Origin of the sequence: Chryseolinea sp. T2, from assembly GCF_037203685.1 — a bacterium.
Classification (GTDB): Bacteria; Bacteroidota; Bacteroidia; order Cytophagales; family Cyclobacteriaceae; genus Chryseolinea.
In genome coordinates this window covers 502939-523830 of record NZ_JBBCAU010000002.1, presented here as the reverse complement: position 1 = coordinate 523830, position 20892 = coordinate 502939, and the positions used below count along the sequence as shown (strand labels likewise).

The following is a 20892-nucleotide window of genomic DNA, read 5'->3' as shown; positions in this document are numbered from 1 at the left end:
GGGGTCGCGGGCGGGGCGCGCGTTTTTCTTAGTATGAGTTTATTTTACAACGCTATACTGTCCTACTTTACTGAGGAAGTCTTCGTATGTGAGGCGAATTCCTTCTTTCAGTGAAACTTTGTGGCGGAAGCCCAGGCTATGCAGTCGCGTTGAGTCCATCAATTTTCTTGGCGTGCCATCCGGCTTTGTTTTGTCGAAACCTATTGTTCCTTTATAGCCTACTGTTTTGGCAATGAGATGAGCGAGGTCAAGGATCGAAATCTCTTCGCCTGTTCCTACGTTCACAATTTCCGGCTGATCATAATTTTCCATGAGGAATACACAGGCTGCACCAAGATCGTCGGCGAACATGAATTCGCGGAGAGGAGCGCCAGAGCCCCAGATGATCACTTCATCCTTTTCTTCTTCCTTTGCTTCATGGAAGCGGCGCAGCAATGCGGGAAGAACGTGAGAATTTTGCGGGTGATAGTTGTCTCCATAGCCATACATGTTGGTTGGCATTGCAGACATGAAGTGACGGCCATACTGCTTGTAATACGCCTGGCATAATTTGATACCGGCGATCTTTGCAATGGCGTATGCTTCGTTCGTTGGTTCGAGATATCCGCTCAATAAGCTATCCTCACGAATAGGTTGGGGAGCAAACTTAGGGTAAATGCAAGATGAGCCGAGGAACAACAGTTTCTTAACGTTGTATCTGAACGATGCCTCGATCACATTGTTTTGGATCATGAGGTTGTCGTACAGGAAGTCGGCGGGATAAGTATTGTTAGAGAGAATTCCACCCACCTTTGCAGCAGCGAGGAATACATATTCCGGTCGTTCGCGGTTGAAGAACTCATCGACGGCGACGGTGTTTTTAAGATCGAGTTCTTTTGACGACGCACCGATCACATTGGTAAATCCGTCACGGTCCAGTTTACGATAAATAGCGCTGCCCACCATGCCACGGTGACCTGCTACATAAATTCTAGAGTCTTTATTCATTTCATTGTCATGTTAACGGCCACCGGTCAAACTACAAGCGGCGCACGTTTACCATATTTAACCAATAAGAAAAACAGAGCAAAGGCGTCCAAATATCTTGGAATATAGAGCGACGGCTTATGAATACAACGCATAAGCCATCCCATATAAAGCTTGTCCGCCCATACGGGAACATCTGCCTGGCGACCAGTGAGAAATGCAATCGCAGCGCCAGTACATATAATTGCCGGCTTGTAGCTGAGGTTTTTTCTCAGGTAAGCACCAAGAATTTCCTGGGTTCCACCGCCGATGTTGAGCAACACATAGTCAGGCCGTTGCTCTTCAATTCTTGCCAGCAGCTCGGGGTCTGCGATGTTGCCTTTGTCATACATCGGCGCGATATGTGAATTTTCTTTCCGGATGCTGAATCCAAGCTTGTTCAGATAATTACGATTAATTTCTGAGTCCTTTTCAGTCGGATCGGCCAAAACGAATTTCGACTTTTGCACGTCCTTATCAGTGAAGAATTCGCGGAGGAATTCGAGGCCGGAAATACGGTTGACCTTCTGCGTGTTGAAAAGGTTCCAGATAAGGGCCATATAACCGCTGTCGGCAATCGCGATGTCGGCATAACGAAGGCTCTTATAATAGACCGGTTCCTCCTTTATGGTTTTCAGGCCGGGTCCCGATGGAACGACCATAAATCCACCCGATTTCAGGGCTTTAACCACATCTTTTACGGTCCCGTTAAAAAAATCAATTCCAAGAATCTTTACAGTACTCATAATTTTAAAAGGCGATTTCCTGAATTCTGAGCTTCTACTTATAGAACGTCACCTGGACGTTTCAATGCATCAGCCCTTCTTTTATCGGATACTGATGTGTCAGGTAAGCATTCGGGCGAAAATTTCCTTTGCTCCGAAGATTTTGAGGCACATCTGTATTCAATACAAGCTCAAAAATAGCCCTGATTCAGTAAGTGGGTGATGATAAATGTCGTTCAACCTTAAAACTTTGATCCCCTGCTAGAATTCAGTTCCATTTATAACTCACTGACTATCAGAATGCAATCCTTTGCATTAAATCTGACTATCTGTGCGCAGTGATCCGAAGATGGGGAAACGGCTTAAGTTTAAACAGAAGTGCCTTAATGACTTACCGCAGCTCTGTTGTGAATCAAGGTTCATTTCGGCCACGAATGTCTCCACAGCAATAGTCCCGGATCAGCACTCTAAAAGCTAGTGTGCGTGCTTCACATAAATCTGGTTCAGACATGCCGGCGCAGCGCTGGCCAGCTCCGACACCCCTCCGGAAACATTCTTAACATTCTTGAAGCCATGGGTCGACAGATAATAGCTCGCGCGGGGGCTGCGATGGCTATGGCTGCAATAGACGATCACCTCCTGATCCTTGAACTTATTCAACTCTTCTATTCTGGCCTCGAGCTCGTCAATGTTAACGTTGATAGCGTTCTTCAGGTGGCCAAAGGTCGGCACGTCGGTACTCGTACCCTTAAATTCAGCGGGTGACCGAACGTCGAGCAATACCACTTTGGGATTTGCTTTCACGCGAGCGCACACGGCCTCAAAGTCGATGTCCTTATAGCCGATAGTTGCTTTATCAATCAGGGCCATTCCGCACACGGAGCAGTTGCCAGGCTTGTCATACACGCGCTTATCGCAGTCGTTGCCACAGGGCGAGCATACGTATTGATGCTGCTGCGGCCCGGCATTGACTGAGGATGCGCTCAATAGCACGTCGTTTGAATACTGTGTATTCCCAGGAAGATGCGATTGATGTTGCATTGTAGCAGCTGGCCATAGCATCAGCAAGCTCAACACTGGAAGTACGGCAAAGAAGTACGTTTTCATGAGGGGTCTTTGTAGCAAGATAGCCAATAAACCTGAGGTGGCATGATCGTAAGGGTACATGCCTACGAATAGTACCGAATTACTTATAAGGCGACAACGCAGTTAACGAGATAACGATGACGAGACAAGGATAAAGAATGACGTGAGACGATGTAAGACAAGGACAAATAAACGATAACTCCTGAAGGAAGGTAAACGGATTAGAACAAAGGGATAAGTTAAAACGCAATGAAGGAAGAAGCGTATCTCACATTCGTAAAGTCGACTTAAACCGGAAACTGAGACTATGCTTCTCCCTTCATTTTTTACATTTTAGTTTTTCTTCTTTTGCTGACCTGGAGCGTATTGTTTAGCTGACTGACTTCCTGTTGCTTTCTTAGCCTGTCCCGGGGGAACGTGTGTCTTTGAAGCCGACGGCGTGGTTTTCGTGTGAACAACGCACGACTGCAGAGACAAACTCAATGAAAAGGCGAACACTAAACTGAAGATTCCACTAACTTTTAGACGTGACATGAATTGTGATTGATTAATTATGAATGATTGTTTTGTATGCGGATGTTATGATTTGCCCGTTCGTAGGTGAATGTGAATTGTTATCTTCTTTGTGTAAGGCGCATAAGGTTGGAGACGCAAGGCGGAGACGGAGGGCGGAGACGCAAGGCATTGCGTCTCTACGGTGCGTCCGTGCCACATGCAATTTTTAATTTTGAAGGGATACCACGCCAATGTCGGTGACCTGACCGTTGATGACCGAAACGCCTGTCTTTTGCGAGATCGAATATCCCGTCTTAGGGCTGAAGCCCACGGTGTAGGTGCCGGCTTCGAGACCACGCAAAAGGAACGCTCCGTCCTCATTCGCATAAGCTGTTGCGACAGTATCGCCACTTGTCAGAATCGCGTATATGGCAGGCGTTGCTTCCGCGGGTGTCACGGATCCTTTAATAGCACCGCTGGTGGCTTCCGTGATAACACGAATTACAGGCTTTAAGCTGTATGTATTATTTCCTTTATGTACAATGGACCTTGCAGCGTCGAAATCCAGTAACATTTTGTAAGTGATGCCTTCGGTCAACGTTGAATGTACATTCAGCTTCAGCCCGGATTGCTGCGCGCTGGGTGTCGACAGTGCGTGCTCCTTTCCATCAATCGCCACACTGTTGTTGTCGCCAAGAATCAGGCGTATCTGGCTTATGTTGCCTGCCGGTATTTCCGCACTCGTCAGCAACGTATCAAGCCCGCCCGTCAGATCCAGGATATTATAAATTCCACCATTTACGGGGACTGATCGCCACCCTTCATTGTCGCCAGCGCCCTCCGTATGTATTTCTATTCCTATGATGTCAATGTTAACAGCTTCGTAATCGCCGGGCGCATCGGTGAGGCGCACCTCTAACCGGGCCATTTTATCGTCGTTGGAGCAGGAAAATAGTGATAAAGCGCCGAGGAAGAACAGACAGACTTTTTTCATACTTGTTCAGGTTAAGTTGAATGAGTTGAGGGCGAAAGTTGAACGTTATTTACTGCCTGAGGGTATGCCCTTCGACCAATGGAAACAATGGCAGCCAGAATGATGATAGCGAATCGCAATTTATAACCCCGACCAACCCACTTTCATTAAGAGACTGAATTCAGAATTGAGAATAATATAGACGACAATCCTTGTACCCTTGCCGACCGCGACGATAGCAAAAATCCTCGTCGGTTTTGCTAAGTCAGCTGCTACACTACGGGTTGATCTTTGGAACCAATGAAAGTGTTATCTGTTATTATGTACACTATTGAACAGTTTCCGGCCATTAGTTCAATACAATATATAACGTTGAATGGGTGAGGAATAGAGCAGGTTTACAACCAGTGCATAACGTAGTAGCTATGCGCACTCATAAAATGTAAAAAGGTTACACCTCTTGAGCACATTTTTTTTCGCGTGCACGCCTCCGGTCAATTGATTGTACGATTCGTACAGTTGAACATTTCGATACGACTTGCTGAAGAATCTATTCATCAAGATTTTATTACTGCTTAAAAAGAGAAAGCCAGTTTTTCCTTGATCACAAGAGACTTTCGCGGGCCTGGCAAAGTTTTCGCAGTGACTGGCCCCATCGTGAGACAAAGACGCTCTCAACAACTCCTGTCTCCCGTGATTCAATGAAAAGTCAACAAAAAATTAATAACCATGATTACTAAAATCACAATTGCATGGGGGATGTTAGGTATCACCCTTACGACCGCTTTCGCACAGGTGGCGACGACCGACCCTATCAAGGGCTCGCAGTACGTAAACGAACAGTATGTAGAAGGCACGGTTTATTATGCCGACAAATCAATGACTGCTCCATTGCGTTACAATGCCTTTCAGGATGTAATGGAATATCAGCAGAATGGAAAACCTCTTGTGCTGGATGCAAAGAACATTACGCGTGTTAAGCTGGGAGACGAGATCTATATCACTTCTCCTTATGATGCAAAAGGAAAACAGAAGGTTGGATTTTTTGTTCTCCTCGACAGTGGGGAAATGATGTTGCTCGCTAAGAAAGAGATTGTTTATACTGCAGCTATGAAGGGTCGCGCGCTCGATGGCTCAGATCTTCCTGCCCAATACAAACCTGTTCCCGATCACTACTATTACAAACTTGGTGAAGGTGCGCCAAAAGAAGTCGACAACCTGAAAGAACTGCTTGCTGATCTTCCGGATAATCAGTCGGCAATTGCTGAGTTTGCCAAGAAAGAAAAGATCTCAACCAAAAAAGAGAAAGATTTGGTAGCGTTGGCCAAGCGATACAATCAGCTAGCGCAGAATTAAGAATTAAGAATTAAGAATTAAGAGTTAAGAATTAGCCACCGCCCTTACGGGCAGATGAGACCACGACCTTTGGTCGTGAACCAGGCGGCGCCTAGCCGGTGGCTAATTCTTAACTCTTAATTCTTAATTCTTAATTTTTCTCCGTCTGGATTACCATCTTCTTTATTCTGTCTTCCAGCTTTTCTGTTGTGAGCTTTTCTCTCATGTGGTCGACGATGATTGGGAATGAGAAAGGTGTTGGTCGATCGGGTGTTGTGATAACGATGCGTTGGTGATTGATTCGATCGAGGGCGGCGCGAAGGCGTACTTCTTCGAGCTGGAAGTCCATTACCTCTTCGAAGGCCTGCTGCAGTAACAGGTTATGCGCATCGTAGTCGTTAAAGACTTCGAAGAAAAGCTGTGATGACGACTGGAGGTGGCGATCCTTTACAGGTTTGCCCGGGTATCCCTTGAACACGAGTCCGCTGATGGCAGCGATGTCACGGAACTTGCGTCGGGCCATCTCGGTTGAATTGATGCTTGCCTGTATGTCGCGGAACAGGTTGTCGACACCGAGGACGTTGGTTTCGATCGCCTCATCAATGGGTATTGGCTGATCAGACAACAGCTCGAAGCCGTAGTCGTTCATGGCTATTGAAAATGTTATGGGGTGTATCTGAGCGATGCGATAGGCCATGAGCGCAGCGAGTCCTTCGTGTACGAAGCGTCCTTCGAAAGGATACATCACCACGTGATAACCCTCTGTACTGCGAAAGTACTCCACGAGAAATTGATCTTTCGCCGGAAGAATTGATAACTCGCGCTGAAGGTCGAACAATGGTTTCAGGAATTTCATCTCCTCATCCGTTTCGCGGCCATGTACTGCCTCATCGAGTTTGATACGTATCATTTCGCTCATCTGGGAGGACAATGGCATACGGCCTCCCTGCCATGATGGAACGGCGCCGCTCTTGCGATTCGATTTACGCACCTGGGCCTCCATGTCTTTGATTCGTACGAGCTCAAGATTTCGGCCGGCGAACCAAAACACATCGCCGGGCTTAAGGCGCGAAATGAAGTACTCTTCTATTGTGCCCAGATATTTTCCAGAGAGCATGCGCACGAACATGGATGCATCTCCGACGATGGTTCCAATCGAAAGCCTGTGCTTCATGGCAATGCTTCGGTTGAACACTTTATAGATGCCGTTCACAATAATCACTTTGCGATACTCATCATACGCCTGCAACGAATCGCCGCCGGTGGTGATGAAATTCAGAAGCCAAGTCCACTCTTCACGTGATACTGAAGCGTAACAGAACGTGGTGGTGATCTCATCATAGATCTCGTCGGGATTAAATCCGTCGGATACCGATAGCGTTATGAGATATTGCATGAGCACGTCGAAGGAGCGCAGATAGGGAAAACGATCCTCGACAATCTTCTGTTTGATTGCTTCACGGATTGCTGCTGCTTCCATGAGCTCAAGCGAATGGGTCGGAACAAAGTAGATACGGCTGACGGCGCCGGGCTGGTGGCCGCTACGTCCTGCGCGTTGGAGGAAGCGCGCTACGCCCTTAGGTCCGCCGACCTGAATCACGGTCTCTACAGGGCGGAAGTCCACGCCCAGGTCGAGACTGGAGGTACATATAACAGCCTTCAGTTTACCTTCATGCAGTTGTTCTTCAACCCAGCTTCGGAGCTCCTGACTGATGGAGCCGTGATGCATGGCAATCAGGCCAGCCAGGTCGGGGGCCTTGTCAAGCATCCGCTGATACCAGATCTCGGCAAACGATCTGGTATTGGTGAAGATCAGGGTAGTCGTGCTTTTCTTGACAACGTCGATGACTTTATCCAGTAGCTGAATGCCGAGGTGACCTGCCCACGGCATGCGTTCGAGGGTGTCGGGAAGGATGGAGACGACTTCAACTTTCTTTTCGATATCGGCGCGTATAACCCGGAAGTTGTGGTCGTGGTAATAGTTTCCGAGAAGGGCCTCCAGTGCCTGGTCCATATTACCGATAGTGGCCGATATTCCCCATACCTTCATTGATGGGGCGATTGTTTTGAGGCGTGACAACGCAAGCTCTACCTGTACACCTCGTTTTGAGCCCATCAGTTCATGCCATTCGTCGGCAACGACTGCTTTCACATCTTTGAAGAAGTCAGCGTAGTCACGGGAGGCGAGCAGCAAGTGCATGCTTTCGGGTGTGGTGATCAGCAGTTCGGGTGGTCGCTCGCGCTGTCGCTGCCGCTCTGCAAGCTTGGTGTCGCCGGAACGTACGCCTACGCGCCATTTTAAACCCAGCCCTTCAATGGCGCGGCCTGCCGACAGCTCGATCTCTTTTGAAAGAGCCCTGATCGGCGTAATCCAAATGGCTTGCAGCCCCTCGCCTTTCAATGCGCGGGGATGGTTGCGCATGAACTCGAGAAGGATCGGGACAATCAATGAGTAGGTCTTTCCGCTCCCTGTCGGCGCGTTTACAAGACCGTGATGCCCGTCGAGGTATGCCTGCCACGTTTCCAGCTGAAACGGGAACGGAGTCCAGCTTCGTTCAGCAAACCATTTCTTCCCTATGTCCAACCACGGCGTCATCCCGGCTAAAGTAGACGGAGTAATTAGTAATTAGTAGTGAGTCGTTAGTATTTTTTTAGTGTTGGCCAACAGCGATCGTCGTTGGTTCCATTGCTTTGAGGCATTGGATGCCAGTATTAAGTTGTGTCCAATCGCCCTGATCGCGGCACACCCGTTGACGTTGTTCCTCGTTTGTCTGAAAAGTCCGATTTTCAAATTACTTTTGGCTGCGATGCACTTTAATCTCTATGTGGTAGGTTGATTTGTTTCCTTATGAAATCGTGCCGGATAAACGCGCTGCAGTGTGGCCGTTCGGGCACGATATCCAAAAAAGATTTTTACGTGAACAGGATTTGATGGAACAAGTAATACTAGTTGATGAGAATGACGTGGCCGTCGGCGCTATGGAGAAAATGGAGGCACACCGAAGGGGAGTATTACATCGTGCATTCTCTGTGCTTGTGTTCAATACAAAGGGAGAGCTGCTGATACAGAAACGCGCGCAAGGCAAATATCACAGCGGCGGTTTATGGACAAATACCTGTTGCAGTCATCCGGGTCCGTCCGAAGATATCATAGAGTCGGCGCGACGAAGAACGAAATATGAAATGGGTGTTGATGTTGAACCTGTATTTGCTTTCAAGTTTATTTATCAGGCCTCACTCGACCATGGCCTTATCGAACACGAACTCGATCATGTGTTCACCGCGACATTTGATGGCACGCCACATGTGAACCCCGATGAGGTTGAAGACTGGAAGTATGTCGACCTGAAGTTACTGCGTGATGATGTGAAGGACAATCCGGAGAGATATACGGTTTGGTTTGGGAAGATCCTGGAGAAATTAAGAATTAAGAATTAAGAATTAAGAATTAAGAATTCGCTACCACGACCTGCGGTCGTGGCTTAAGTTCAGTCGTCAATGGCTGCTGGCGAATTCTTAATAACAGAATAGCTGTTTAACATAGACTATGAGTTGGAAGAATGATCTTTCTGTACTTAATGAAAATGTCACAGTATTCTGGTTCAGGCGGGATCTCAGACTGAAGGATAACGCCGGTCTTTACCACGCGCTGAAGGAAAACAGTAACGTGGTTCCTATTTTCATCTTCGACACACAAATACTGGACGAGCTCGAGGACAAAGCAGATGCGCGGGTGGAATTCATTCTTACATCTGTACAAGCACTGCAAAAGGAACTGAGGGAAATTGGAAGCTCGCTCGTCGTGCTGCACGGCGACCCGGTGCAGCTGTTTGAAAGAATGAAAGTCATGCTCGTGTACACCAATCACGACTATGAGCCTTATGCGATCTCACGTGACAACGCTGTTGCTAAGATACTGGAGTCGCGGGGTGGCCAGCTGAAAACATATAAGGATCAGGTCATCTTTGATCGCCACGAAGTGGTGAAGTCCGATGGAAAGCCTTATACCGTGTTTACTCCCTACAGCAAGGTCTGGAGGGCGAAGCTGACGCCATTTTATATCAGGCCATATCCAACCGAAAAGTATGCCACCAATCTCTTAAAACCGGGTGATCTTCCTGTTCCCAGCCTGAAGGATATCGGTTTCACAGAGACCGGTCGCTCGTTTCCTCCGCGTGTAATTCCGCGCGGGATAATAGCGAAATACGACAAGACCCGCGACTTTCCGGCCATACACGGAACCACACGTTTAAGTGTGCATCTCCGCTTTGGAACTGTCAGTATCCGCCAGCTTGTGCGCATTGCGCAGAAGGAAAATCAAGTTTGGCTAAACGAACTCATCTGGCGCGAGTTTTACCAAATGATCATGTTCCATTTTCCGCAGGTGCAACACCATTCATTCAGGTCAGTATATGACAAGATTGAATGGAGGAACAATGAAGAAGAGTTTGCTGCCTGGTGTGACGGGCGTACAGGGTATCCGTTGGTTGACGCAGGTATGCGCGAACTCAATGAGACCGGATTCATGCACAACCGAATCAGAATGGTGACCGCCAGTTTTCTTACGAAACATTTGCTCATTGACTGGCGCTGGGGTGAAGCCTACTTTGGAAGAAAGCTGCTGGATTATGACCTCGCTTCCAATAATGGCGGATGGCAATGGGCGGCTGGTACGGGCTCTGACGCGGCACCCTATTTTCGCGTCTTCAATCCGTCGCTGCAGGCAAAGAAGTTTGATCCCGCGTCGGAATACATCATGCAATGGGTCCCGGAGTTTCTATCTGAAGACTATGCAAAACCAATCGTGCAGCATGAGTTTGCGAGAGAAAGAGCGCTGCGCGAATACGGAAAAATTAAGAATTAAGAATTAAGAGTTAAGAATTAGCAGCCAGCCTGCGGCTGTCAACTGGCACGACCGTAGGTCGTGATGGCTAATTCTTAACTCTTAATTCTTAATTCTTAATTTTTCAGCGCTCCTCAGTAGAAAAATACCTCATCCACAAAAACCCATCCCTTCTCTCCTTTCTTGCTGAACCATGTGGGCAGTTTGGGTATTGGCGTCGCGACTACTTTATAATAGCTGAATTCATTGCCGTCCAACGGGACTGCTATGCGATCGACTTTGACAGGCACATAGTTTGAAGGCTGCTGGACCTCGACTTTCCGGATAAGATGCAGCGCATTTGCGTCGTTGCCTCCCCACAACTCAACCGACTGAGGGGGGAAACAGTGTGAATATATACTTTGACCGTAGCTCACAACAACTTCGCTACGGGGCGCATTCGCTTTATCGAAGCGGAACAAAGCCTCGAACGGTTGCTTCTGGTATCCGAGCCAGGACGGTTCCTTCAGCACGTCAGCAATTCCTTTACGTCCGTCGCTCAAGCTGGCGGCGCCTTCGCCAGGGTAGAGAGGGTCTGGCTGCTTCAATAAGGTTACCTCGCTGGCGTTCTTGCCGCGTACAAACAGGATTTGTTCTACAGGGTCGCTGCAATACCAGCCGTTCTTGCATGCAACGGCTTTTATCAATGTAGTCTTATCTATCGTGATCGGCCGGTCGTATAGCTGTCCCGTTACCGAGTCGGCCTTGCTTCCGTCGGTCGTGTACCTTATGGTCACTCCATTCATCGGGTGACGGAAAGCAATTTCACTTCCGGATGCCAGTACGCCTTCGCCGTCGACAGCCGGCCTATTCAAACGCATTGTCCTGTCGTCGGAAAACTGTGTAAGCGCTACAGTTACCGCCGGATACTTCTTCACGATTGAATCTCGTTGTGCGGCGTTGATATTTGTATTCCAGACGAACAGGTGGCGCAACTCAGGAAGTTTTAAAACTGCGTCCAGGTCTCGCGCACTGATGGCGGTACTGGCAAGGGAAAGGGACTGCAGATGCTTAAGCGTGACAAGAGATGCAAGCCCTGGTCCTTTCACATCTGTAAAATTAAGATTCAGCAATTCCAGGTTCACGAACTTGCTGACCACACTCAGGTCCTTATCTGCAACCGGCATCTTTGACAAGCTCAATGATACGAGCTGATCAGTAACGGCAGTGAGTGCGTTGAGTGACTTGATATCGAACCCTTTTCGTACATAGAAGTCAGCCTGAAGGGCGGGACTTCCCTGATACACCGGTGCGACGGTAACGAAGGGAGTGTTCACTTTACCGATGTTTGCTTCCGAGGCGCTGGTAAATGCATATACCCGTTCCGTTGGCTGTGCCGGCATGCTGGCAAATAACGATGCCACCACTATTCGCAGGGAATCATGTTTTGGAAAGTCGGCAACCTTTTTATCAAAATCGGCGCCGGCGCGGACCCATGCCATGAGGGCGGCAATCTCTGTTGGTGTGAGCTGCGCCTTTCCGTCCGGGGGCATGTGTTCGTCGCTTTCGAGGGGAAGGTGGAGGGCCTTGATCATCCTGCTTTCGTCGGGCTTGCCGGCAACCCATGGGCTACCGTTTTCACCGCCAGCCATGAACCGGTTGCGGTCCGTCATCACCAGCTTTCCCTTCGCCTTCGTTTCGTTATGGCAGGAGAAACACTTCGCTTCCAGAATTGGCTTTATGGCGTAGTCGTACGCCGATGCGTTTTCTGCAGTGAGCTTTACTTCCGGTCCTTTCAACGGTTCAAGGAGGAAATTCTCACCATGTGTAAGTACAGCGCCCGTATGCCCTGCCGCGATCAAAAGAGCAAAAGATAATCCCCCCGCAGCCATGAGCAATGCGCGCTTAAACTGAAGCTGATAAACCAATACCAGTCCATAGCATAGCCAGCTCAGTGCGACGCCTGCATATTTATGGAGCGTCATGGCATTGCCGGTATAGTCGCCCTGAAGACTGAGAAAGAAACCAAAAAGCGCGGTAACAGAAGCAGACAAAGAAGCGAACAGCAGGATAAACCTCACAACGGGTTGGTTATGCGCTACATCGAACTGTTTACCAAACAGCGTTAATGCCGCAACAAGTATCAGCATCCCGATGGGGAGGTGCAGAATGAGCGGATGCATCCGCCCTGCAACCTGCAGCCAGGCCGGAAGTGCGATTCTCTCCTCCACCAGCAGGAGGAAAATCATCAACACCTGAATGCAAAAGATGACATTGGAGACGATACGAAAAGATCTTTCCATAAGTTCTTGATGGGCTGCGATTAACCGCGCTGCCCTACTGACGTTGATTTATTAGGCAAGCAGACCATTAACGACTTTGCCTGCGACGTCGGTGAGCCTGTATCGTCGGCCTAAGTGTTTATAGGTAAGCCTCTCGTGATCGAGCCCCATCAGGTGAAGAACGGTGGCGTGGAAGTCGTTCACATGTACGGGATCGCGTATGATGTTATAGCCAAACTCGTCTGTCTCGCCATAAACGATACCTGGCTTGACACCGCCTCCCGCCATCCATATGGTATACGCGCGCGGATGGTGATCACGGCCATAGTTCTCTTTGGTAAGCGTACCCTGGCAATAGTTTGTGCGGCCAAATTCGCCGCCCCAGATCACGAGGGTTTCATCCAGCAGGCCGCGTTGTTTCAGGTCCATCACCAGCCCTGCCGTTGCTCGATCCACATCCTGCGCCTGCAGTGGCATTTCGCCTACCATATTTCCGTGCTGGTCCCAGCCCTGATGATAAAGTTGAACGAACCGGACACCTGACTCTGAAAGCTTTCGGGCAAGTAAGCAGTTCGATGCATAGGTTCCAGGCACCAGGCAATCGGCACCATACATCTTGATTATGTGGTCAGGTTCTGTGGAAAGATCAGCCAGTTCCGGAACCGCCGTTTGCATGCGATACGCCATTTCATACTGCTGGATCCTCGTTTGAATCTCGGGATCGCCAAACTCTTTAAAGTTAACTGAATTGAGCTCTGACAGGTGGTCCAGCATCTTGCGTGTATCCTCACGGTTGCGTCCCTGAGGATCCTTCAGATAAAGCACGCGTTCTTCACTGCTGCTGAATTGCACTCCCTGGTGAATGCTATCGAGGAATCCGTTCGACCATAGCTTCGAATAAACGCCTTGTCCATTGCCTCGTCCCCTCGACAGAAGCACACAAAAGGCAGGAAGGTTTTTGTTCTCGCTACCAAGCCCATAACTAAGCCACGCACCCATGCTGGGACGATTACCCTGCTGCGCGCCTGACTGCATGAACGTAAGTGCCGGATCGTGGTTAATTGCCTCCGTATGCATCGTCTTGACGATACACATCTCGTCGACAATCTTGGCCATCTCAGGAAACAGCTCGCTCATCCAGGCACCAGACTGGCCGTACTGCTTGAAAGAAAAGTGTGAACCTACCAGAGGGAAACGCGACTGACCTGATGTCATTCCTGTAAGACGTTGCCCCTGACGCACCGACTCAGGCAGGTCCTGCCCTGCCATCTTGTTCAGCAATGGCTTGTAATCAAAACTCTCAAGCTGTGATGGTGCCCCATTCTGAAAAAGATAGATAATTCGCTTCGCCCTGGGAGCGAAGTGCGGCAAACCTGCCAGCTGCGAAAAACCATCGTCATCTCCTTTGAACAGGTCCGGGATTAAGAGTGATCCTAATGCGACGGACCCGATACCCAGACTCATCTTTCCCAGAAAGTGACGGCGCGTTATGTGAAACCGGTTCTCTAAAAACTCTTTCATACACTCAGGTTTAGGAATTAAGAATTAAGAATTAAGAGATAAGAATTAGCTACCACGACCTCTGGTCGTGCCAACTGGCGGCCATCAGGCCGATAGTTAATTCTTAATTCTTAACTCTTAATTCTTAATTCTTCGTTATTGCCTCCTCCATGTTGTACATAGTATGTATCACCTGCATCAGTGCAGCAACTGTTGGCGCATCCTCTCCTTCGATCCATTTATATTCGCCTACGTGAATAAGCTGATTTGCTTTGTTCTGGTCTGCCTTGAAGATCTTCAATTCATCGTCATAGTAAGATGTCAGGATTGACAGCTCATTCTGGCGCGGATTGCGGCAGATGATTGTTCTGAATGCCGTAGTGATATGATCATGTGGATCTCCTCCGGCGCTGGTAAGCCGCTCTGCAAAGACCCTCGACGACTCCAATACTATCGGATCGTTCATGATGACCAATGCCTGCAGCGGAGTGTTTGTACGCATGCGATTTACCTCACACAAATCCCGATTGCTGGCATCGAACACGAGCATGCCGGGAGGAGGAACTGTGCGCTTGATAAAACTGTATAGTCCGCGGCGATAGAGTTTATCACCATGATCCTGCACATAGCGGGACAGAACTCCGCGCCCCGATGTCGATGACTCCCAAATACCTTTAGGCTGATATACCTTGACGCTCGGCCCTCCTATTTCGGGCACCAACAATCCGCTGCTCTTTAAGGCAAGGTCACGTATGGTTTCTGCCGTCATTCTTATGCGCGGTCCCCGTGCCAGCAGGATGTTGTCGGGATCTTTACGCAGCTTGTCTTCGTGGATAACTGACGACTGCTGATAAGTTGCCGAAGTGACCATTTGTTTCATTAGTCGTTTTATATCCCAGCCGTTGCCGATGAAGTCCAGTGCCAGCCAGTCGAGTAGTTCAGGATGCGAAGGCATTTCTCCCTGCATGCCGAAGTCGCCGGATGTCTTCACGAGCCCGCGGCCAAAAACTTCCTGCCACATTCTATTGACAAATACCCGTGCCGTTAGCGGATTGGATGGGTCGACGAGCCACTTTGCAAGTCCCAGCCTGTTGGCACCGTACTTAAGCGTATCGAATTTCAGAATTACGGATGGCAACGCTGGCACAACGCGGTCGCCGGGGGAATCGTACACGCCTCTCTTAAGCACGTACGTTGGACGGCGGGCAGGAAGATCCTTCATGATCATTACCGGCACCGCAGCAGTATCCCGCTTATTGACAAATTTCAAAATGCTGTTTACATCCTCGGTGGTGATCTTCATGTTCGGAGGATCTGCCAGTGAGGCAAGCGTGATATCACCAACGAGACCTTTTTCAGGCACCTGATTAAAAAATGCAAATGCGCTGAAGTAATCCTTCTGCATAATGGGATCATACTTATGATCGTGGCACTTGGCACATTCAAAAGTGAGTGCGAGGAAAGCCTTTCCGAAAGTATTAGTGCGATCGGTGACGTACTCAATACGATACTCTTCATCAATTACACCACCTTCCTGGGTGATCTTGTGGTTTCTGTTAAAACCTGTGGCCAATAATTGCTCCTTGGTTGGATCGGGCATCAGGTCGCCTGCCAGTTGCCAGGTGATGAACTTGTCGTAGGAATAATTTTCGTTGAATGCATGGATCACCCAATCGCGCCATGGCCACATGGTACGAAGTCCATCGTCCTGATAGCCGTGTGAGTCGGCATAACGTGCAATATCCATCCAATAGGTCGCCATCTTTTCGCCGTACGAGGGCATCGACAAGAGAGCATCAACCATCTTTTCATATGCATCAGGGCTTTCGTCGGCGAGGAACTTTTGCTGCATCTCCAGCGAAGGAGGTAAGCCGGTAAGGTCGAGGCTCACGCGCTTCAGCAGTCGCTCACGGTCGGCCGCCTCGTTCGGTTCGAGACCGGCCTGTTCCATTTTTGCCAATACGAAGTTATCGATAGGATTTGCCGGCCAGTCTTCATTTTCAACGGTTGGGATACTGTGTTTTTGGGGAGGGATAAATGCCCAGTGGCGTTTGTATTTTGCGCCCTGCTCTATCCATTTGCGAATGTAGGCAATGTCCTGCTCGCTCAACTTAAGATTCGACTTCACCGGCGGCATGATGAGTGAGGTATCTGCCGTGGCTATACGAAGGTAAACTTCCGAATGCTCCGGATCGCCGGGAACAATGACATGTCCCTCCGGATCGTCTTTCAGTGCGGCGTATGCCCCCTCAGGTGTATCGAGACGTAACTTCGCTTTGCGCTGATTGCCGTCAGGCCCATGGCATTTGAAGCATCGATCAGAAAGGATTGGCCTGATGTGCAGGTTATAATCAACCGAATCACTTACGGCCAACTGATCGCTTTTCTGTTTGCAGCCGGTCAATATCGCCAGCATACATACAACACCAACCACACCAAACTGCCACCCCTTCATCCTGATCATGTCCCGTGGATCCATTACTTTACCTGACGGGGATTGACGTCCCCCTTTTTCCTAATGCAGGTGTCATTCGAAATATATAAAAATCCTGCGACTCAAGCGATTACGAATATTACAGGCGGGCATTCTCCGTGACATGCAGATTGCATTGGTCCAGTCGCCGGCCTTCTTGTTCACAGTATAAAATAAACCACTATGAACAGGTGTCGCAGTCCGCGTCTTTGCAGTGATAAATAGCGCAATACTCAAAGCGGATAGTAGTCGCTTATTTGAGTCAAACGGTTCGTTGGGCAGCCTGGCGAGCCTGCTGGCAATGAAAAGCCAATTATCCATTATTTTGGATGTTAAACCGGGGACTATTTTGCGATGCATACCCGGATTCAACCCGGCGTAGCAACGGTCAAACAACTGAATCAAATTGGACAACAAGTATCTATCCTTATTGATCGACTTCGTATTACTTGCCATTGTTGTAGTCGCCAGTTTGCACCCTAAGTTTCCATTCTATAAGCACTGGAAGAAAGCCGGCGCCGGGCTGCTGGCAACGGTCATTTTTTTTATACTGTGGGTAGAGTTATTTGCTCATCTCGGCATTTGGAGCTTTGATGAACGATTTACGATCGGCGTTCATGTTGGATGGATTCCCCTGGAGGAAGTACTATTCCTGGTCATCGTCATTTACACCGGGATGTTCGTTTACTTTGCGCTCAACCAGATCTCTGAAAAAGACAGGCTGTTCCCCCACCAGGAAGTGATCAGCAGCGTACTGATCATTGTACTGCTTATTGCGGGCCTTTACTACAAAGAGAAGGTCTATACAGGCGCAGCTTTTCTTCTCCTCGCTATTTTCCTCACGTTCCAGATGCTGAAGCTCCGGCCGCGTTACATGGGAAGATTCTATTCTACGTTTGCCTTGCTTTTCATCCCGCTATTGATTGTCGACGGATTTCGAACGGGGGCATTCGTCAATGGAGAAATTGTTCATTACAACGACGAACAAAATCTTAATCTTCGTCTCGGAACTATACCGCTCGAGAACATCTGTTTTGTCTTCCTTCTGATGGTGATGCCGGTTACTATATGGGAATGGTTGGAGGATTATTTCTATTACAGGAGCAGGTAAATAAGAATTAAGAATTAAGAATTAAGAATTGGTTTTGGGAGGGTGAAATTACGCTTGTGCATTTAAGTGAGATATGGGCAAAAAAAAATGAGCCCATCGGAATGTGCTCATCAAAATGATAAGTAAGAATGTGATGCGCTAGACAGCAGCGAGTTCAGCTTCAGCAAGAACTTCATTTTTCTTCTTGTCCTTTTTCTTGCTCTTGCCAACTGCGCTTTCCATGAATTTGGCAGCCTTTCTTTTCTTCCTGTCTTCGCGCTTAATAACGTCGACAAAAATAGCTGCAAGCTTTTTAGAATTTCGATGAAGGACCTTCCTGACCTTTTTGCCTGGTTCTGGCAACTGCAGTCCTTTGAGAGCATCCTGCATGGAGTCTTCTATCAGGTTGCGCAGCGCCTTTTTTGAAGTCTTTTGTTGTTCCATACCACTATTCGAGGTTGATGAAAGTACAAAATACAGGAATGTTAGGGGAATGTGAAGCGGTAACACAAACTTAATATTAACGTCATCCCGCAACGCCTAAAACACTCTCTTACAATATCTTAGTACCCAGACCGATACCACCAGTGGCTTTCAAATCCTGTTTAACTTCGCAACGTTCCTGCTGTTTATTGCAATTCTCGGCTACCCTTTCTGAGCTCAGGTTTCTGCCCTATTCTGACCTCAGGGTTTCAGAAGGACTGGCAGCGGCGGCCCGGATGGATTGATAGCTCACCGTTACCCAGGCCAGTACCAGAGCGGCAAATCCACTGAAGAATATTGTCCATGGATTTACATCAATCCTGTATGCAAAGCCCTCCAGCCAGCGATTGGAAACGTACCAGCCAGCCAGTGCTGCGGGTACAAAGGCAAACAACACCAGGCGGGTAAACTCTTTTGACAGCAGCATTGTAATGCCGAGCACCGAGGCGCCCATCACTTTGCGAATGCCAATCTCCTTCGAACGTTGCTCCGAAGTAAATGCTGCGAGTGCGAATAGCCCGAGCGATGCGATGAAGATGGCAAGGCCGGAGAACACTGTGAAGATGTCACCCATGCGTTGTTCTGCCCGAAATAGCTCATCAAAATTATCGTCGAGGAAACTGTATTGAAGCGGTTCACTTGGGGCCAGTTGCTTCCACAGCTTTTCAACGTGATCGACAGCGTCCTTTGGATTGCCTGAATACCGGACCAGCAAAGTTCTGTCGTTTGTTGTAAGTCTGAGAGCAAGCGGTCGCACCTGCGCGGTGAACGATTCAAAGTTGAAGTCTTTCATAACACCCACCACTTTGAGCCTCGGTGCAGTTTCAAGGTTTCCGCCTCCGAAAAACACAACTTCTTCGCCGATTGGATTGGCAAAGCCAAGCTCCTTCACTGCGGCCTCATTGAGAACAATGGCCATAGTGTCTGCAGGAAACTCATTCGAGAAATACCTTCCCTCCTTCATTTCAAAACGAATGACCTGCTGATGTTCGTAGTCGGCGTAGTAAAGCCCCATGATGTGATCCTGGTCGGATCCCGCCGCTCTGAAAACCGTCGTATTGTTAACACCCGGAAACACGTTGTTTGTGTAGCTGAGCTTTTCAATACCCTTCAGCTGGCTTAAAGAATTCCGGAAACTCTCTTTACTTGTTCCCAGCCTGTTGGCACCCTGAACAACGAGCACGTTATTCTTGTCGAGCCCCAGACGCGCATCCTGCATGAAATTGATCTGCTGGTAAACGACCAGCGTAAAAATGATCAGGAAGATGGAGAGGCCGAACTGAAACACAACGAGCGTGCTGCGAATACCTTTCGATTTCATGCCAGCACGAACCTTGCCTTTCAATACTTCAACCGCATTGAATGAAGTAAGATAAAAAGCCGGGTAGCTGCCCGCGATAAGCCCGACTCCGATGATCAATCCGATTAGTCCGGCAATAAACCATGGCGATCCAACGATAGCCATGGTGAGTTCCTTGCCCGACAGCAGGTTGAATTTTGGAAGCAGGAAGTAACACGCCAGCACGGCCAGGACCACTGCAACGAAGCTATACAACCACGACTCGGCCAGGAACTGAAAAATCATTTGAGCACGAAGTGAACCGAGCGTCTTGCGAAGCCCAACCTCCTTGGCGCGTCCTGCAGAACGGGCCGTCGCCAGGTTCATGAAGTTTATACAGGCAATGGCAATGATAAATACGCCTATCGCTGCGAAGAAATAGATATATCCGATGTTGCCGTGAGGTGTTATGCTGTCGTTTGTTGTCGAGTAAAGATGTATGTCGGTAATGGCTGTAGAATAAAAGCCGTAATCGTCACCTTTGGCTTTCAATTCCCTGATGGTCGTTTGAAGGAATTTTTCAATTTCAGGTCCAACATACTTTTCAACCAACGCCACAAACTTAGCATCCACCTGTTTTGCGGTCGTATTTGGTTTGAGCATGTAGTACGTATACATGAAGTTATTGACCCACACCTGTGAACGCATGCTCTCATCGCTCACGGCAGATATCAGCATATTGAATCTAAAGTGAGAGTTAAAAGGCGGGTTCTCTGTCACTCCCGTTACCTTATATGTTTTGTTGTCGTTGCCAATCACCAACAGCTTTCCAACAGGATTTTCGCTGGCGAAGTATTTCTTTGCCATCTCTTCTGTGATCACAACGCTATTAGGTTCCAGAAGAACTGTGTGAGCGTTACCATTCACAAGCCTGAAACTGAAGAACTCGAAGAAATTCGAGTCGGCCAGGAACACATTCTCTTCCGAAAACACCTTGTCTTCGTTCTTTACGGCCACGCCATACATCTGTCGCAGTCGCGTGGCCGCTTCCACTTCCGGAACATCGGCGATGAGTGCCTGAGCCATCGGCGGGCAGGTGGTGGAAGTGTTGATGTCCTGACCCGCTATGCGGCCGTGCAGGGCAACATGATAAATGCGATCTGCATTCGCGTGAAAGCGGTCGTAGCTGAGCTCATCATTGATATAGATGACGATCAGAAGGCACGCCGTTATCCCGATGGTCATGCCGATGATGTTGATGAATGAGAAAAACTTGTGCTTCAGGATGTTTCTGATGGCGACGTTGAAGTAGTTCCTAAACATGACAAATGGATTTGGGAGTGA

15 protein-coding genes are annotated in these 20892 nt (G+C 48.6%); 4 read left to right on the top strand and 11 right to left on the bottom strand.

Annotation, left to right across the window (positions count from 1 at the left end):
• Positions 1-39: 39 nt before the first annotated feature.
• The 5 genes from fcl to WBG78_RS07045 all read right to left on the bottom strand — a co-directional run bounded on the left by fcl (position 40) and on the right by WBG78_RS07045 (position 4305).
• On the bottom strand, positions 40-987 hold the full coding sequence (gene fcl, locus WBG78_RS07065) for a GDP-L-fucose synthase (RefSeq protein ID WP_337325692.1): 948 nt from the start codon (positions 985-987) through the stop codon (positions 40-42).
• A gap of 26 nt (positions 988-1013) precedes the next feature.
• Positions 1014-1751 carry a WecB/TagA/CpsF family glycosyltransferase gene (locus WBG78_RS07060; RefSeq protein WP_337325691.1) on the bottom strand — a complete coding sequence of 246 codons (738 nt, stop codon included), beginning with the start codon at positions 1749-1751 and terminating at the stop codon, positions 1014-1016.
• A 453-nt stretch (positions 1752-2204) separates the two neighbouring features.
• Positions 2205-2837 carry a rhodanese-like domain-containing protein gene (locus WBG78_RS07055; RefSeq protein ID WP_337325690.1) on the bottom strand — a complete coding sequence of 211 codons (633 nt, stop codon included), beginning with the start codon at positions 2835-2837 and terminating at the stop codon, positions 2205-2207.
• 312 nt (positions 2838-3149) lie between these two features.
• Entirely contained in the window at positions 3150-3350 is a 201-nt protein-coding gene (locus tag WBG78_RS07050) for a hypothetical protein (RefSeq protein ID WP_337325689.1), read from the bottom strand.
• Positions 3351-3537: 187 nt separating this feature from the next.
• Positions 3538-4305: a DUF4382 domain-containing protein gene (locus WBG78_RS07045; RefSeq protein WP_337325688.1), complete on the bottom strand. Its 768-nt coding sequence runs from the start codon at positions 4303-4305 to the stop codon at positions 3538-3540.
• A 708-nt stretch (positions 4306-5013) separates the two neighbouring features.
• Between WBG78_RS07045 and WBG78_RS07040 the strand changes: the two genes are divergently transcribed.
• Positions 5014-5640: a hypothetical protein gene (locus WBG78_RS07040; RefSeq protein ID WP_337325687.1), complete on the top strand. Its 627-nt coding sequence runs from the start codon at positions 5014-5016 to the stop codon at positions 5638-5640.
• A gap of 130 nt (positions 5641-5770) precedes the next feature.
• On the opposite strand, the gene WBG78_RS07035 is transcribed toward WBG78_RS07040, so the two are convergent.
• On the bottom strand, positions 5771-8215 hold the full coding sequence (locus WBG78_RS07035; RefSeq protein ID WP_337325686.1) for a ligase-associated DNA damage response DEXH box helicase: 2445 nt from the start codon (positions 8213-8215) through the stop codon (positions 5771-5773).
• Between the two features lie 335 nt (positions 8216-8550).
• On the opposite strand from WBG78_RS07035, the gene idi reads away from it, so the two are divergent.
• Positions 8551-9057, top strand: coding sequence for an isopentenyl-diphosphate Delta-isomerase (idi, locus tag WBG78_RS07030; protein ID WP_337325685.1), 507 nt, complete (start codon positions 8551-8553; stop codon positions 9055-9057).
• A gap of 109 nt (positions 9058-9166) precedes the next feature.
• Entirely contained in the window at positions 9167-10483 is a 1317-nt protein-coding gene (locus WBG78_RS07025; protein ID WP_337325684.1) for a cryptochrome/photolyase family protein, read from the top strand.
• A gap of 113 nt (positions 10484-10596) precedes the next feature.
• On the opposite strand, the gene WBG78_RS07020 is transcribed toward WBG78_RS07025, so the two are convergent.
• The 3 genes from WBG78_RS07020 to WBG78_RS07010 form a co-directional block, all read right to left on the bottom strand.
• Positions 10597-12744 (bottom strand): FN3 associated domain-containing protein, encoded by a 2148-nt coding sequence (locus tag WBG78_RS07020; RefSeq protein WP_337325683.1) that lies wholly within the window; start codon positions 12742-12744, stop codon positions 10597-10599.
• Between the two features lie 51 nt (positions 12745-12795).
• A complete protein-coding gene (locus WBG78_RS07015; protein ID WP_337325682.1) occupies positions 12796-14244 on the bottom strand; it encodes a DUF1501 domain-containing protein in 1449 nt (482 codons plus the stop codon).
• Between the two features lie 124 nt (positions 14245-14368).
• The gene (locus tag WBG78_RS07010; protein WP_443092765.1) at positions 14369-16702 is read right to left on the bottom strand and encodes a PSD1 and planctomycete cytochrome C domain-containing protein; all 2334 of its coding nucleotides are present in this window, start codon (positions 16700-16702) and stop codon (positions 14369-14371) included.
• Between the two features lie 400 nt (positions 16703-17102).
• Between WBG78_RS07010 and WBG78_RS07005 the strand changes: the two genes are divergently transcribed.
• Positions 17103-17807, top strand: coding sequence for a lycopene cyclase domain-containing protein (locus WBG78_RS07005; RefSeq protein ID WP_337325681.1), 705 nt, complete (start codon positions 17103-17105; stop codon positions 17805-17807).
• A gap of 138 nt (positions 17808-17945) precedes the next feature.
• Here WBG78_RS07005 and WBG78_RS07000 read toward each other — a convergent pair whose 3' ends face one another.
• Positions 17946-18230 (bottom strand): hypothetical protein, encoded by a 285-nt coding sequence (locus WBG78_RS07000; RefSeq protein ID WP_337325680.1) that lies wholly within the window; start codon positions 18228-18230, stop codon positions 17946-17948.
• A gap of 229 nt (positions 18231-18459) precedes the next feature.
• Entirely contained in the window at positions 18460-20871 is a 2412-nt protein-coding gene (locus WBG78_RS06995) for an ABC transporter permease (protein WP_337325679.1), read from the bottom strand.
• Between the last annotated feature and the right edge of the window lie 21 nt (positions 20872-20892).

Excerpts from the sequence above, each read along its gene's own strand:
- WBG78_RS07060 (WP_337325691.1), bottom strand. The coding sequence starts at position 1,751 with ATGAGTACTGTAAAGATTCTTGGAATTGATTTTTTTAACGGGACCGTA.
- WBG78_RS07015 (WP_337325682.1), bottom strand. The coding sequence starts at position 14,244 with ATGAAAGAGTTTTTAGAGAACCGGTTTCACATAACGCGCCGTCACTTT.
- WBG78_RS07055 (WP_337325690.1), bottom strand. The coding sequence starts at position 2,837 with ATGAAAACGTACTTCTTTGCCGTACTTCCAGTGTTGAGCTTGCTGATG.
- WBG78_RS06995 (WP_337325679.1), bottom strand. The coding sequence starts at position 20,871 with ATGTTTAGGAACTACTTCAACGTCGCCATCAGAAACATCCTGAAGCAC.
- WBG78_RS07025 (WP_337325684.1), top strand. The coding sequence starts at position 9,167 with ATGAGTTGGAAGAATGATCTTTCTGTACTTAATGAAAATGTCACAGTA.
- WBG78_RS07010 (WP_443092765.1), bottom strand. The coding sequence starts at position 16,702 with ATGGATCCACGGGACATGATCAGGATGAAGGGGTGGCAGTTTGGTGTG.
- fcl (WP_337325692.1), bottom strand. The coding sequence starts at position 987 with ATGAATAAAGACTCTAGAATTTATGTAGCAGGTCACCGTGGCATGGTG.
- WBG78_RS07000 (WP_337325680.1), bottom strand. The coding sequence starts at position 18,230 with ATGGAACAACAAAAGACTTCAAAAAAGGCGCTGCGCAACCTGATAGAA.
- WBG78_RS07045 (WP_337325688.1), bottom strand. The coding sequence starts at position 4,305 with ATGAAAAAAGTCTGTCTGTTCTTCCTCGGCGCTTTATCACTATTTTCC.
- WBG78_RS07050 (WP_337325689.1), bottom strand. The coding sequence starts at position 3,350 with ATGTCACGTCTAAAAGTTAGTGGAATCTTCAGTTTAGTGTTCGCCTTT.
- WBG78_RS07040 (WP_337325687.1), top strand. The coding sequence starts at position 5,014 with ATGATTACTAAAATCACAATTGCATGGGGGATGTTAGGTATCACCCTT.
- idi (WP_337325685.1), top strand. The coding sequence starts at position 8,551 with ATGGAACAAGTAATACTAGTTGATGAGAATGACGTGGCCGTCGGCGCT.
- WBG78_RS07035 (WP_337325686.1), bottom strand. The coding sequence starts at position 8,215 with ATGACGCCGTGGTTGGACATAGGGAAGAAATGGTTTGCTGAACGAAGC.
- WBG78_RS07020 (WP_337325683.1), bottom strand. The coding sequence starts at position 12,744 with ATGGAAAGATCTTTTCGTATCGTCTCCAATGTCATCTTTTGCATTCAG.